The sequence below is a fragment of the Franconibacter daqui genome (assembly GCF_014644275.1).
Classification (GTDB): Bacteria; Pseudomonadota; Gammaproteobacteria; order Enterobacterales; family Enterobacteriaceae; genus Franconibacter; species Franconibacter pulveris.
On the sequence record NZ_BMKJ01000005.1, the window covers coordinates 275,097 to 290,100 of the forward strand.

Annotated in this window: 11 protein-coding genes; 9 read left to right on the forward strand and 2 right to left on the reverse strand. The window is 54.8% G+C overall.

Annotation, left to right across the window (positions count from 1 at the left end):
* Positions 1 to 27 precede the first annotated feature (27 nt).
* Positions 28 to 1,857 carry an SLC13 family permease gene (locus IEX01_RS16980; protein WP_188724217.1) on the forward strand — a complete coding sequence of 610 codons (1,830 nt, stop codon included), beginning with the start codon at positions 28 to 30 and terminating at the stop codon, positions 1,855 to 1,857.
* A 13-nt stretch (positions 1,858 to 1,870) separates the two neighbouring features.
* Here the strand turns inward: IEX01_RS16980 and yfbR are convergent, their stop codons facing one another.
* Complete coding sequence (gene yfbR / locus IEX01_RS16985; RefSeq protein WP_024556219.1) at positions 1,871 to 2,470, reverse strand: 5'-deoxynucleotidase; 600 nt, start codon at positions 2,468 to 2,470, stop codon at positions 1,871 to 1,873.
* Positions 2,471 to 2,549: 79 nt separating this feature from the next.
* Entirely contained in the window at positions 2,550 to 3,764 is a 1,215-nt protein-coding gene (gene alaA, locus IEX01_RS16990; protein WP_188724218.1) for an alanine transaminase AlaA, read from the reverse strand.
* Positions 3,765 to 4,722: 958 nt separating this feature from the next.
* On the opposite strand from alaA, the gene lrhA reads away from it, so the two are divergent.
* From lrhA to nuoH, 8 genes are all read left to right on the forward strand, one after another.
* Positions 4,723 to 5,658: a transcriptional regulator LrhA gene (gene lrhA / locus IEX01_RS16995; RefSeq protein ID WP_024560396.1), complete on the forward strand. Its 936-nt coding sequence runs from the start codon at positions 4,723 to 4,725 to the stop codon at positions 5,656 to 5,658.
* Between the two features lie 640 nt (positions 5,659 to 6,298).
* A complete protein-coding gene (nuoA, locus tag IEX01_RS17000) occupies positions 6,299 to 6,745 on the forward strand; it encodes an NADH-quinone oxidoreductase subunit NuoA (protein WP_034882306.1) in 447 nt (148 codons plus the stop codon).
* 15 nt (positions 6,746 to 6,760) lie between these two features.
* Positions 6,761 to 7,435 carry a NuoB/complex I 20 kDa subunit family protein gene (locus IEX01_RS17005; protein ID WP_024552772.1) on the forward strand — a complete coding sequence of 225 codons (675 nt, stop codon included), beginning with the start codon at positions 6,761 to 6,763 and terminating at the stop codon, positions 7,433 to 7,435.
* Between the two features lie 88 nt (positions 7,436 to 7,523).
* Positions 7,524 to 9,335 carry an NADH-quinone oxidoreductase subunit C/D gene (gene nuoC / locus IEX01_RS17010; RefSeq protein WP_024556224.1) on the forward strand — a complete coding sequence of 604 codons (1,812 nt, stop codon included), beginning with the start codon at positions 7,524 to 7,526 and terminating at the stop codon, positions 9,333 to 9,335.
* 2 nt (positions 9,336 to 9,337) lie between these two features.
* Positions 9,338 to 9,838 (forward strand): NADH-quinone oxidoreductase subunit NuoE, encoded by a 501-nt coding sequence (gene nuoE, locus IEX01_RS17015; protein WP_024560395.1) that lies wholly within the window; start codon positions 9,338 to 9,340, stop codon positions 9,836 to 9,838.
* Complete coding sequence (gene nuoF / locus IEX01_RS17020) at positions 9,835 to 11,172, forward strand: NADH-quinone oxidoreductase subunit NuoF (protein ID WP_024556226.1); 1,338 nt, start codon at positions 9,835 to 9,837, stop codon at positions 11,170 to 11,172. The genes nuoE and nuoF overlap by 4 nt, the downstream gene beginning before the upstream one ends.
* Before the next feature lie 128 nt (positions 11,173 to 11,300).
* On the forward strand, positions 11,301 to 14,027 hold the full coding sequence (gene nuoG / locus IEX01_RS17025; RefSeq protein ID WP_024556227.1) for an NADH-quinone oxidoreductase subunit NuoG: 2,727 nt from the start codon (positions 11,301 to 11,303) through the stop codon (positions 14,025 to 14,027).
* Positions 14,024 to 15,001, forward strand: a complete 978-nt coding sequence (gene nuoH, locus IEX01_RS17030) for an NADH-quinone oxidoreductase subunit NuoH (protein ID WP_024556228.1) — start codon at positions 14,024 to 14,026, stop codon at positions 14,999 to 15,001. Before nuoG ends, nuoH begins: the two co-directional genes overlap by 4 nt.
* Positions 15,002 to 15,004: the final 3 nt, after the last annotated feature.

Here is a 15,004-nt window from a genome sequence, read left to right on the forward strand (position 1 = left end):
CGGGAGCCATGAAAACAAGGACAGGTTGTGAACGGTGAACTGATTTGGGTACTCAGTCTGCTGGCGGTAGCGGTGGCGCTTTTCGCTACCGGCAAGGTGCGTATGGACGCCGTGGCGCTGCTGGTTATCATCGCGTTTGTCTTAAGCGGTACCTTAACACTCAACGAAGCCTTTGCAGGCTTTAGCGATCCTAACGTCATTCTTATCGCCGCGCTGTTTATCATCGGCGATGGCCTGGTGCGCACCGGCGTCGCCACCAAAATGGGCTCGTGGCTGATGAGCGTGGCGGGAAGCAGCGAAACCAGAATGCTTATCCTGCTTATGCTCACCGTCGCGGGGCTGGGTGCGTTTATGAGCTCGACTGGCGTCGTTGCCATTTTCATTCCGGTGGTGCTTAGCGTCTGCTCGCGCATGAAAATTTCGCCTTCGCGCCTGATGATGCCGCTGAGCTTCGCCGGGCTTATCAGCGGCATGATGACGCTGGTCGCCACGCCGCCCAATATGGTGGTTAACAGCGAGCTGCTGCGCGAAGGGTTTAAAGGGTTTGAGTTCTTTGACGTCACGCCGCTTGGGCTGGCGATTCTGCTTTGCGGCATCGTCTACATGCTGCTGTTTCGCTTCATGCTCAAAGTGAGCGGCGCCGCAGACCAGGCAAGCTGGAAACGCCGCACCTTTCGCGATCTGATTAAAGATTATCATCTTACGGGCCGCGCCCGCCGGCTGGCGATTCGTCCGGGTTCGCCGATGGTCGGCCATCGGCTGGACGATTTGAAATTGCGCGAGCGCTATGGTGCGAATGTGATTGGCCTTGAGCGCTGGCGGCGCTTTCGCCGGGTTATCGTAAACGTGACGGGCGTCACGGAGTTTCGCGCCCGCGACGTGCTGCTGATAGATATGTCCGACCCTGAAGTGGACCTGCGTCAGTTTTGCAGCGAACAGCAGCTTGAACCGATGATCCTGCGCGGCGAATATTTCTCTGACCAGGCGCTGGATGTCGGGATGGCGGAAGTGTCGCTGATACCGGAATCGGAAATCATTGGTAAAAGCGTGCGCGAAATCGGTTTTCGCACACGTTATGGGCTGAATGTCGTAGGGCTGCGGCGAGACGGTGCGGCGCTGAAAGGCGCCATCGTTGATGAGCCGCTGATGCTTGGCGATATCTTGCTGGTAGTCGGAGACTGGAAACTCATCAGCAAGCTAGGGGGCAGGGGCCATGACTTCCTGGTGCTTAATTTGCCGGTAGAGGAAAGCGATGCCTCGCCCGCCCATAGCCAGGCACCGCATGCTATTTTTTGCCTGGCGCTTATGGTGGCGATGATGTTGCCCGATGAAATTCCCAATCCCATCGCCGCGATCATCGCCTGTCTGCTGATGGGCAAATTTCGCTGTATCGATTTGCAAAGCGCTTATAAGGCGATCCACTGGCCGAGCATTATTCTTATCGTCGGCATGATGCCTTTTGCGCTGGCGCTGCAAAAAACCGGTGGCGTCGACTTGGTGGTACGCGGGCTGATGGAGCTCGGCGGCGGGTATGGTCCTCAGGCGATGCTGGCGTGTCTGTTTGTTTTGTGCGCGGCGACGGGGCTGTTTATCTCCAATACCGCGACGGCTGTGCTGATGGCCCCTGTCGCGTTAGCGGCAGCGAAATCCATGGGCGTATCGCCTTATCCTTTCGCTATGGCGGTGGCGATGGCGGCATCCGCCGCCTTTATGACCCCGGTCTCGTCGCCCGTCAATACGCTGGTGCTGGGGCCGGGGCGTTACTCATTCAGCGATTTTGTGAAACTCGGCGTACCCTTTACGCTGATGGTTATGATCATCTGCGTAGTGATGATCCCGCTGTTGTTCCCTTTCTGAAGCGGGCAGCGGATTAAAGCGCGGAGTCCTGGCTTATCTCATCCAGCGAAAGATGGAAGCTTGGGACAAACATCTCAATGAAATAGTCCATTTCGGCGCTGCGCCGCTCATCAAGCGTTTTTTCCAGGCGGCTTTTTGCCAGTAAAAATTCGTTGTTGCCGGCAGAGAGCTCTTCAAGGCATTTCAGATAAGCGCATAGCGCATCCGCCTGTTTTACTACTGCTTTTTCTTCATCGCTGTAATGGTGCTCATCAATCAACGGCGCGAAAAGATCGCGCAGTTCTTCCGGCACCATCTCCACCAGTTTTTGTTGGGCAATCTTCTCGATGGCCTTGTACTCATGGGCGATTTGCGTGTTGAAATATTTTACCGGCGTCGGCAAATCGCCGGTCAACACTTCGCTGGCGTCGTGATACATCGCCAGCAGAGCAATACGCTCAGCATTCAGCTCGCCGCCAAACTTGCGGTTCTTAATCACCGCCAGGGCGTGCGCCACCATCGCCACCTGCAGACTGTGCTCGGAGACATTTTCCGTACGCACGTTGCGCATCAGCGGCCAGCGATTGATAAGTTTAAGACGGGAAAGATAAGCGAAGAAGTGACTCTGATTCATAATGGGCTCTGTCTGTTACCGCGACAAAAAACCATTGTGGAGGGAGGCGGGGGAAGATGCAAATCTTCCCCTGAACGTTTTACTGATGGTAACCCGAAAGGAAACGGCCGAATTTAGTAATGGCTAAATCCAGCTCATCGATACGCGGCAAGGTAACGATGCGCACATGGTCCGGCCACGGCCAGTTGAACGCAGTGCCTTGTACCAGCAGCACTTTTTCCTGCAACAGAAAGTCCAGCACCATTTTCTGGTCGTCGTGGATATTAAAGCGCTTAGCGTCAATCTTTGGGAACATATAGAGCGCGCCGCGCGGTTTCACGCAACTGACTCCTGGAATATCATTGATCAATTCCCAGGCGCGGTTGCGCTGATCGTATAGCCGTCCGCCCGGCACGATAAATTCGCTGATGCTCTGGTAGCCGCCAAGCGCGGTCTGAATCGCATGTTGCGCCGGCACGTTAGCGCACAGGCGCATCGAGGCAAGCATCTCAAGCCCTTCGATATAGCCTTTGGCATGCTTTTTCGGTCCGTTCAGCACCATCCAGCCCTGACGGAAACCCGCGACGCGGTAAGTTTTCGATAACCCGTTAAAAGTGACAGTCAGCAGATCCGGCGCCAGCGCGGCGATAGAGTGGTGCTCTGCGTCGTCATAAAGAATTTTGTCGTAAATTTCGTCCGCAAAAATTATGAGATTATGCTGGCGCGCAATTTCGACCACTTCCAGCAGCAGCTCTTTTGAATAGACTGCGCCGGTGGGGTTATTCGGGTTGATGATAACGATGCCGCGCGTGCGGGGAGTGATTTTTGCGCGAATGTCGTCCAGGTCCGGGAACCAGTCGGAGGATTCATCACACAGGTAATGCACCGCTTTACCGCTGGAGAGAGAGACGGCCGCCGTCCATAACGGGTAATCCGGCGCCGGTACTAACATTTCATCACCGCTGTTAAGCAGCGCCTGCATAGCCTGAACGATCAGTTCAGACACCCCATTGCCGATGTGGATATCCTCTACGGTCACATCGCGCATTCCCCGCGCCTGATAATGCTGCATGATAGCTTTACGGGCGGAATAGAGACCTTTTGAATCGCTATAGCCCTGCGCGGTGGGCAGGTTGCGAATCACATCGACGAGTATTTCATCCGGGGCGTCGAACCCGAATGGGGCAGGGTTGCCGATATTGAGTTTCAGGACTTTATTGCCTTCCTCTTCCAGACGCTTTGCTTCTTTAAGCACCGGGCCGCGGATGTCGTAACAGACATTATCAAGTTTGCTGGATTTTTCGATGGGTGACATGGATCTGACCTTCAATGTTATCCCGCGTCCTGCCGTGGAAACGGGTGGCGACAATGTACTCCTCCCGTTACGGCTTTTGAAGTGCGAAGTCGTTAGGTTTCTTCTATTCTTCAAAAGCGGTTTGTTTAAAAAAGAAGCTTTAGCGATTGAATTTTGCGAATTAAATGTCTAAATTATTTTTTGTTTGCAGATTATTAACCTGGTTAATGATGTTTTTATGGTAAGTTATAACAATCGCGGCGGACGCAAGCCCTATTTTCTCTCTTCGGGTCACGTTAAGCGGCGATCACTCTAAAAAAATGAATATTAACCCTGCTCATCAATCCTGGAAATGATCGGTAAAAAGCGGCTATTGTTGTGAATCCTTTGTTACGTTTTGCGCTTTTAATAATAAGAAATAATAAAGTTTATTTAATATAACTTTTAACGTTGCCTTTATTAAGTATGTATTTATAAACAGCTTATTAGGAATACTTCGATAATTTGCGTAGGCTATTAAAAAAATCCTCAATATGAGATAGTATGACCTGGTTACTGATGTCGATTCCCTGGCGTCTCTGCCGGGTATCACACCTGTTTCGCCAGTTTATCGTGATACTTAATTGTTTCTTATCGATATTCCCGAGCGGTGCTTAGCTTCAGCATAACGTGGCTTTCATATAAGAGGAAAGCCCCTAATGGCCTCGCTGTAGCCAATCGGTAAAATTCAAGTGCACCGCCAGTAATTTAATTAAATATACCGGATGAATGTGCAAAATATTTGAATGTATGGCATTAACTTTATTTATTAAAAGTAAGCTTAGCCGGATTTTCGTGCTGCAATAACCTCGGAAAATAAGAGTAGTTTGCCCTTGTTGATCGAAGCCGGATGCGCACGCCAAATGGAATTGCCTTCTTTACGACACATAGCTTTTAAACCAAGGCCGCCTGGTAGCGTAACCTGACAGTGAATAACAATATGATAAATGCAAATCGTCCGATCCTTAATCTTGACCTCGATCTGCTCCGGACCTTTGTGGCGGTTGCCGATCTGAATACCTTTGCAGCGGCGGCGGCGGCGGTATGCCGAACGCAATCGGCAGTAAGCCAGCAGATGCAGCGCCTGGAACAGCTGGTGGGAAAAGAGCTGTTCGCACGCCACGGTCGTAATAAATTATTGACTGAGCATGGCATTCAGTTGCTTGGCTATGCGCGAAAAATTCTTCGCTTCAACGATGAAGCATGCACATCATTAATGTTTAGCAGCCTGCAAGGGGTGCTGACGATTGGCGCTTCGGATGAGTCTGCCGATACCATTTTGCCCTTCCTTTTAAACCGCATTAGTTCGGTTTATCCGAAGTTAGCGCTCGATGTGCGCGTTAAACGCACCCCGTTTATTTTAGAAATGCTCAATCAACAGGAAGTCGACCTTGTTGTCGCTACCGCCTGTCCCCCAAATTTTGAGAGTCTCGTGCTGCGGACGTCGCCGACGATGTGGTATTGCGCGGCGGATTATAATCTGCAAAAAGGGGAGCCCATTCCTCTGGTTCTGCTGGATGAAAGCAGTGCTTCACGTGACGTTATCCTTGAGAGTCTTAACGCGGCGAAACTTCCCTGGCGCATCGCTTATGTCGCTTCTACGCTTCCTGCTGTGCGGGCGGCGGTTAAGGCGGGCCTTGGCGTTACTGCGCGGCCAGTCGAAATGATGAGTCCGGATTTGCGGGTGCTCGGCGCCTCTGAAGGCTTGCCGATAATGCCGGAAACGCAATACTTGCTGTGCCGTAATCCGAAAGGGCAGAACGATCTCGCTCAGGTCATATTCCAGTCCATGGAAAACAGCTACACCCCATGGAATTACGCCGCAACGGCGGACGACGACGATGACTCAATGATGCCTGACGGCGATTTCGAATAATCGAAGCGATAAACTGGTAACAATTTGTAAACTGTCAGAAAGCCCCTTCAGCGCCCTTTAAACTCTTAAAGGGCTTATTTTTACACAATTCACATTGATAGTCCGCAAAGACAAGTGCGCAGAATGTTTAATTCCCGCGATTTTTTACGGGTATTGATGGTGCTTTCCTGCGGCTGACATTTCCACGTACTTTTGCCTAAAAACCCGTCGCCTTGTTAAAAATTGACCAGCATTGTTGTTCTTTTTTGCTAGAAATTAACAAAAGCGTGTCTCAGATCAAGAAAATACCCCTGCTAAGGGGGATGAATAGTTGCCATTTCCTGCCAGAATAAGGAGGCAATTTTAATCAACTCACTTTACGGACACGATTCAACAGCGCTAAAAATGGCGTTCAGGCAACAAAATGGGTTGTAAAACGGCATCAAATGTTAATAGGGTTGCGTGGATGTAAACTAATGTGAGGATTCTTTTGTTAAAGTTGACAAAAGGTTATAGAAAGGAGTAAAAAACCCCATCAATTTGCTGCCTAAATCACAATTCTGGTAGTGATTGTAAGGTTTATTGTTCCTCCCTTTAAATCGATGTGGTGTTCATCTGCCAGCAAGAGCAGGGGTCTTAGCGCCACTTTTTGAGTTAAGCAATGCGTATGTCAACATCCACTGAAGTCATCGCTCATCACTGGGCATTCGCTATCTTTCTTATTGTTGCAATTGGTTTGTGTTGCCTGATGCTGGCAGGCGCCTGGTTCTTAGGCGGACGCGCACGCGCGAGGCACAAAAACATTCCTTTTGAATCAGGTATCGATTCGGTGGGCACCGCCCGCTTGCGTCTTTCCGCAAAGTTCTATCTGGTGGCTATGTTCTTCGTCATCTTTGACGTTGAAGCCCTTTATCTCTACGCATGGTCGACATCGATTCGCGAAAGCGGTTGGGTCGGCTTTGTCGAAGCCGCAATTTTCATTTTAGTGCTACTGGCTGGTCTGGTTTATCTGGTGCGTATCGGCGCGCTGGACTGGACGCCCGCGCGTTCACGTCGCGAGCGTATTAACCCTGAGCAGAGCGGTCTCACTAATCGTCATACGCAGTAACAGCGAGGCAATAAGATGGATTACACGCTCACCCGCATAGATCCCAACGGTGAGAACGACCGTTACCCTCTGCAAAAACAGGAGATTGTCGCCGATCCCCTGGAACAGCAGGTTCACCGCACCGTCTATCTGGGCAAGCTCGAGAACGCCCTGCACGACATGGTGAACTGGGGTCGCAAAAACTCAATCTGGCCTTATAACTTCGGCCTTTCATGCTGCTACGTAGAGATGGTGACATCGTTTACGGCAGTGCATGACGTCGCTCGCTTCGGCGCAGAAGTGCTGCGCGCCTCTCCGCGTCAGGCGGATCTGATGGTTATCGCGGGTACGCCATTTACCAAGATGGCGCCGGTGATTCAGCGTCTCTACGATCAGATGCTTGAGCCGAAATGGGTTATCTCCATGGGCGCTTGCGCGAACTCCGGCGGTATGTACGACATTTACTCTGTGGTGCAGGGCGTCGATAAGTTCCTGCCGGTTGACGTTTATATTCCTGGCTGCCCGCCGCGTCCTGAAGCTTACATGCAGGCGCTGATGCTGCTGCAGGAGTCGATTGGCAAAGAACGCCGCCCGCTGTCGTGGGTCGTTGGCGATCAGGGCGTTTATCGCGCCAATATGCAATCAGAGCGCGAACGTAAACGCGGCGAACGTATTGCTGTTACAAACTTGCGTACGCCAGACGAAATTTAATTGCGCCTGCGGGCGGTGGTTCTTCTCTTTGCATATCACTCTATAACAGCGCGAAGCCACTCCCGTCAGTCACCACAGAACCATTGCAATGGTGATTACTATGACCGATTTAACCGCGCATGAAGCCGCCCAGCCAGTCTGGCAAACCCGGGATCATTTAGATGACCCGGTCATCGGCGAACTGCGTAACCGTTTTGGGCCGGATGCCTTTACTGTTCAGGCTACCCGCACCGGGGTTCCGGTAGTGTGGGTTAAGCGCGAACAATTACTGGAAGTTGGCGATTTTCTAAAAAAACTCCCCAAACCCTATGTCATGCTCTATGACTTGCATGGCATGGACGAACGACTGCGCACGCACCGCGAAGGGTTACCCGCCGCGGATTTTTCCGTTTTCTACCACCTGCTTTCTATCGATCGCAACCGCGACATCATGCTGAAAGTAGCGCTCAGCGAAAACGACCTGAACGTGCCGACGTTTACTAAACTCTTCCCGAACGCTAACTGGTATGAGCGTGAAACCTGGGAAATGTTTGGCATTACCTTTAACGGCCACCCGCACCTGACGCGCATCATGATGCCGCCGACATGGGAAGGGCACCCGCTGCGTAAAGATTACCCGGCACGCGCGACCGAATTCGATCCGTTCGAGCTGACTAAAGCCAAGCAGGATCTGGAAATGGAGGCGCTGACCTTCAAACCAGAAGACTGGGGCATGAAACGCAGCACGGAGAATGAGGATTTCATGTTCCTCAACCTCGGCCCGAACCACCCGTCAGCGCACGGTGCGTTCCGCATTATTCTGCAGCTGGACGGCGAAGAGATTGTCGACTGCGTGCCGGATATCGGTTATCACCACCGCGGCGCGGAAAAGATGGGCGAGCGTCAGTCCTGGCACAGCTATATTCCGTATACCGACCGTATTGAATATCTCGGCGGCTGCGTTAACGAAATGCCTTATGTGCTGGCGGTTGAAAAGCTGGCGGGCATTGTCGTGCCGGATCGCGTCAACGTGATTCGCGTTATGCTTTCTGAGCTGTTCCGCATCAACAGTCATCTGCTTTATATCTCTACGTTCATTCAGGACGTAGGGGCGATGACGCCGGTCTTCTTCGCCTTTACCGACCGTCAGAAAATTTACGACCTGGTCGAAGCGATTACCGGTTTTCGTATGCACCCGGCATGGTTCCGCATCGGCGGCGTCGCGCACGACCTGCCGCGCGGCTGGGATCGCCTGTTGCGTGAATTCCTCGACTGGATGCCGAAACGTCTCGCTTCTTATGAAAAAGCGGCGCTGCGCAACAGCATTCTGAAAGGCCGCTCCCAGGGCGTTGCCGCTTACGGCGCGAAAGAGGCGCTGGAGTGGGGCACCACCGGTGCGGGCTTGCGCGCCACCGGGATCGATTTCGACGTGCGTAAGGCGCGTCCTTACTCTGGCTATGAAAACTTTGACTTTGAAATCCCGCTCGGCGGCGGCGTCAGCGACGCTTACACCCGTGTGATGTTGAAAGTGGAAGAGCTGCGCCAGAGCCTGCGCATTCTTGAGCAGTGCCTCAACAACATGCCGGAAGGCCCGTTCAAGGCGGATCACCCGCTGACCACGCCGCCGCCGAAAGAGCGCACGCTGCAACATATCGAAACCCTGATCACCCACTTCCTGCAGGTTTCCTGGGGTCCGGTGATGCCCGCCAACGAATCTTTCCAGATGATCGAGGCGACGAAAGGGATTAACAGCTACTACCTGACTAGCGACGGCAGCACCATGAGCTACCGCACCCGCGTGCGTACGCCGAGCTTCCCGCATCTGCAGCAGATCCCTGCTGTTATCCGCGGCAGCCTGGTCTCCGACCTTATCGTCTATCTGGGTAGTATCGATTTTGTAATGTCTGATGTGGATCGCTAACTATGCACGAAAATCAACAACCACAGGCTGAGGCTTTTGAGCTGAGTGCGGCAGAGCGTGAGGCGATTGAGCACGAAAAGCATCACTATGAAGACCCGCGTGCGGCGTCCATTGAAGCGCTAAAAATCGTCCAGAAGCAGCGTGGCTGGGTGCCGGACGGCGCCATTTACGCTATTGCCGACGTGCTGGGTATTCCGGCGAGCGACGTGGAAGGGGTGGCGACATTCTACAGCCAAATCTTCCGCCAGCCCGTAGGCCGCCATGTTATTCGCTATTGCGACAGCGTGGTATGCCATATCACCGGCTACCAGGGCATTCAGTCCGCTATTGAAAAGCACCTGCAGATCAAGCCGGGCCAGACCACTTTCGACGGCCGCTTCACGCTGCTGCCGACCTGCTGCCTTGGCAACTGCGATAAGGGGCCGACCATGATGATTGATGAGGACACTCACAGTTATCTGACGCCGGAAACTATCCCTGACCTGCTGGAGCAGTACAAATGAAAACCATTATTCGTACTGCCGAAACCCATCCGCTGACCTGGCGTCTGCGCGATGACAAACAGCCGGTCTGGCTTGAGGAATATCAGAGCAAAAACGGCTATGCGGGCGCGCGTAAAGCGCTGACCGGCATGGCGCCGGACGAGATCGTCAATGCGGTAAAAGACGCCGGGCTGAAAGGCCGCGGCGGCGCGGGCTTCTCCACGGGTCTTAAGTGGAGCCTGATGCCGAAAGACGAATCCATGAACATCCGTTACCTGCTGTGTAACGCCGATGAGATGGAGCCGGGCACTTATAAAGACCGCCTGCTGATGGAGCAACTGCCGCACCTGCTGGTGGAAGGCATGCTCATTTCCGCCTTCGCGCTGAAAGCGTACCGCGGCTACATCTTCCTGCGCGGCGAATACATTGAAGCCGCTGAACGGTTGCGCCGCGCTATTGCCGAAGCGACCGAAGCGGGCCTGCTTGGCAAAAACATTCTGGGTTCCGGTTTCGACTTCGAACTTTTCGTGCATACCGGCGCAGGCCGATATATCTGCGGCGAAGAGACGGCGCTGATTAACTCGCTGGAAGGCCGTCGCGCCAACCCGCGTTCCAAGCCGCCATTCCCGGCCTCCAGCGGCGTATGGGGCAAGCCGACCTGCGTAAACAACGTAGAAACGCTCTGCAACGTGCCGGCTATCCTCGCGAACGGCGTGGAGTGGTATCAGGGGCTGTCGAAAAGCGAAGACAATGGCACCAAGCTGATGGGCTTCTCCGGCCGCGTGAAAAACCCGGGCGTCTGGGAACTGCCGTTTGGTACGACTGCGCGTGAAATCCTGGAAGATTACGCGGGCGGCATGCGCGATGGTTTGAAGTTTAAAGCCTGGCAGCCGGGCGGCGCAGGGACAGACTTCCTCACCGACGCTCACCTCGACCTGCCGATGGAATTTGCGAGCATCGGCAAAGCGGGCAGCCGTCTGGGTACGGCGCTGGCGATGGCGGTGGATCACGAAATCAACATGGTTTCGCTGGTGCGCAACCTGGAAGAGTTCTTCGCGCGCGAATCCTGCGGCTGGTGTACGCCATGCCGCGACGGTTTGCCATGGAGCGTGAAAATCCTGCGCGCGCTGGAGCGCGGCGAAGGGCAACCGGGCGATATCGAAACCCTTGAGCAGCTTTGTCGCTTCCTGGGGCCAGGTAAAACCTTCTGCGCCCACGCGCCAGGCGCCGTAGAGCCGTTGCAAAGCGCGATTAAATATTTCCGTGAAGAATTCGAAGCGGGCATCAAACAGGATTTCAGCAATACCCATCGCATCAGTGGTATTCAGCCAAACCTGTTAAAAACACGTTGGTGATTCCCCTCAGGCGGCTGCTTTTCTGATAAAGAAGCGCCGCCAGCGCTCTCCCGCCGGGAGAGGCAAGGGATAAAAGAATTTTGATTAACGCCCGGCGCTAAGCCGGGCCAACTGGAAGCATGCTGACTATGGCTACGATTCATGTAGACGGCAAAGAATACGAGGTGGACGGAGCGGACAACCTGCTGCAGGCGTGTCTCTCCCTCGGCCTTGATATTCCTTACTTTTGCTGGCATCCGGCGCTGGGGAGCGTCGGTGCCTGCCGCCAGTGTGCGGTAAAGCAATATCAGAACGCGGAAGATACCCGTGGCCGCCTGGTGATGTCCTGTATGACTCCGGCATCCGATGGAACCTTTATCTCAATTGATGACGCTGAAGCGAAGCAGTTCCGCGAAAGCGTGGTGGAATGGCTGATGACCAACCATCCCCACGACTGCCCGGTCTGTGAGGAAGGGGGCAACTGCCACCTGCAGGATATGACTGTCATGACCGGTCATAGCTTCCGCCGCTACCGTTTTACTAAACGTACTCACCGCAACCAGGATCTCGGTCCGTTTATCTCTCACGAGATGAACCGTTGTATCGCCTGCTACCGCTGCGTGCGTTACTACAAAGACTATGCCGACGGCAAAGATCTGGGTGTTTACGGCGCGCACGATAACGTCTACTTCGGTCGTCCGGAAGATGGCGTGCTGGAGAGCGAATTCTCCGGTAACCTGGTAGAAATCTGTCCGACCGGCGTTTTCACCGACAAAACGCACTCCGAGCGCTACAACCGTAAGTGGGACATGCAGTTTGCGCCAAGCATTTGTCAGCAATGCTCGCTGGGCTGCAACACCAGCCCTGGCGAACGTTATGGCGAACTGCGCCGCATTGAAAACCGCTACAACGGCACCGTAAACCATTACTTCCTGTGCGACCGTGGTCGTTTCGGCTATGGCTACGTGAACCTGAAAGATCGTCCGCGTCAGCCTGTGCAGCGCCGCGGCGACGACCTTATCACCCTGAACGCCGAGCAGGCGATGCAGGGCGCAGCGGATATTCTGCGCCAGTCGAAGAAAGTTATCGGCATCGGCTCGCCGCGCGCCAGCGTGGAAAGCAACTTCGCGCTGCGTGAGCTGGTGGGTGCGGAAAACTTCTATACCGGTATCGCCGCAGGCGAGCAGGAACGTTTGCAACTGATGCTGAAAGTGCTGCGCGAAAGCGGCATCCATACGCCAGCGCTGCGTGAAATTGAATCTTACGACGCCGTACTGATTCTGGGTGAAGATCTGACCCAGACTGGCGCTCGCGCCGCGCTGGCGGTTCGTCAGGCGGTGAAAGGGAAAGCGCGCGAAATGGCAGCGGCGCAGAAAGTAGCCGACTGGCAGATTGCGGCCATTCTGAACATCGGTCAGCACGCCAAACACCCGCTGTTCGTCACGAACGTTGACAGCACCCGTCTGGATGATATCGCCGCATGGACTTACCGTGCGCCGGTAGAAGACCAGGCGCGTCTGGGCTTTGCTATCGCCAACGCGCTCGACGCTGCCGCTCCGGCAGTAGAAGGGCTCGACCGCGACCTGCAAAACAAAGTGGATATCATCGTTCAGGCGCTGGCCGGGGCGAAAAAGCCGCTGATTATTTCCGGTACTAACGCCGGCAGCGCAGAGATTATCCAGGCGGCGGCAAACGTAGCGAAAGCCCTCAAAGGGCGCGGCGCGGATGTCGGCATCACCATGATTGCCCGTGCGGTAAACAGCGTTGGCCTTGGCATGATTGGCGGCGGCTCGCTGGATGAAGCGCTGCACGAGCTTGAAACCGGCAGCGCCGATGCGGTGATCGTGCTGGAAAACGACCTGCATCGTCACGCTTCCGCGACCCGCGTAAACGCAGCGCTCGCGAAGGCGCCGCTGGTGATGGTTATCGATCATCAGCGCACTGCGATTATGGAACATGCACATCTGGTGCTCTCTACCGCGAGCTTCGCCGAGAGCGATGGCACCGTGATTAACAACGAAGGCCGCGCTCAGCGCTTCTTCCAGGTGTACGACCCGCACTACTACGACAGCAAAGCGACTATGCTGGAAAGCTGGCGCTGGCTGCACTCCCTGCACAGCACGGTACAAAGCCGTGAAGTGGACTGGACGCAGCTGGACCATGTTATCGACGCCTGTATCGCAAAGCTGCCGCAGCTGGCGGGTATTAAAGACGCGGCGCCGGACGCCTCTTTCCGCATTCGTGGTCAGAAACTGGCACGTGAGCCGCACCGCTACAGCGGTCGCACCGCAATGCGCGCCAACATCAGCGTGCACGAGCCGCGTCAGCCGCAGGATAAAGACACCATGTTCTCCTTCTCGATGGAAGGAAACAACCATCCGGACGCGCCGCGTTCTCAGGTGCCGTTCGCCTGGGCGCCAGGCTGGAACTCCCCGCAGGCCTGGAACAAATTCCAGGACGAAGTGGGCGGCCATCTGCGTCACGGCGACCCTGGCGTGCGCCTCATCGAGGCCTCTGCGGGCGAACTGGAGTACTTTACGGTAGTACCGGAACGCTTCCAGCCGCAGGAAGGGCAGTGGCGCATCGCGCCGTACTACCACCTGTTTGGCAGCGATGAGATGTCTCAGCGTTCACCTGTCTTCCAGACGCGTATGCCGCAGCCGTACATTAAGCTCAACCCGGCAGATGCCGCGAAGCTTGGCGTTAACGCGGGCTCGAAGGTCTCCTTCAGCTATGAAGGGCAGACCGTAAGCCTGCCGCTGCAACTCTCCGAAGGGCTGGCGGCGGGGCAGGTGGGTCTGCCGATGGGGATGCCGGGCATCGCGCCGGTGCTGGCGGGCGCTCGTCTTGAAAATCTGCAGGAGGCTGCGCAATGAGTTGGTTAACACCGGACGTTATTGCCGTCCTGCTCGGGATCCTGAAAGCGGTTGTCATCCTGCTGGTCGTGGTTAGCTGCGGCGCGTTTATGAGCTTCGGCGAGCGTCGTCTGCTGGGCCTCTTCCAGAACCGCTATGGACCGAACCGCGTGGGCTGGGGCGGTTCGCTTCAGCTGGTAGCGGATATGATCAAGATGTTCTTCAAAGAGGACTGGGTTCCGCGGTTTACCGACCGCGTTATCTTTACTCTGGCGCCGATGATCGCCTTCACCTCGCTGCTGCTCGCCTTCGCCATCGTGCCGGTGAGCCCGACCTGGGTGGTAGCCGATCTCAACATCGGGATCCTCTTCTTCCTGATGATGGCGGGTCTGGCGGTTTATGCGGTGCTGTTCGCCGGCTGGTCCAGTAACAACAAATACTCACTGCTGGGCGCCATGCGTGCTTCCGCCCAGACGCTGAGCTATGAAGTGTTCCTGGGGCTTTCGCTGATGGGCGTGGTGGCGCAGGCGGGTTCATTCAACATGACCGACATCGTCAATAACCAGGCGCATCTGTGGAACGTTATTCCGCAGTTCTTTGGCTTTGTGACTTTCGCCATCGCGGGCGTTGCGGTGTGTCACCGTCACCCGTTTGACCAGCCGGAAGCCGAGCAAGAACTGGCCGATGGTTATCACATCGAATATTCCGGCATGAAGTTCGGTCTGTTCTTTGTGGGCGAATACATCGGCATCGTTACCGTTTCCGCACTGATTGTGACCCTGTTCTTCGGTGGCTGGAATGGCCCGTGGTTACCGCCTTTCATCTGGTTCGCGCTCAAAACCGCGTTCTTCATGATGATGTTTATTTTGATTCGCGCCGCATTGCCGCGTCCTCGCTATGACCAGGTGATGTCCTTTGGCTGGAAAGTGTGCCTGCCGCTGACGCTTATCAACTTGCTGGCAACCGCCGCGGTTATTCTCTGGCAGGCATCGTAAGGG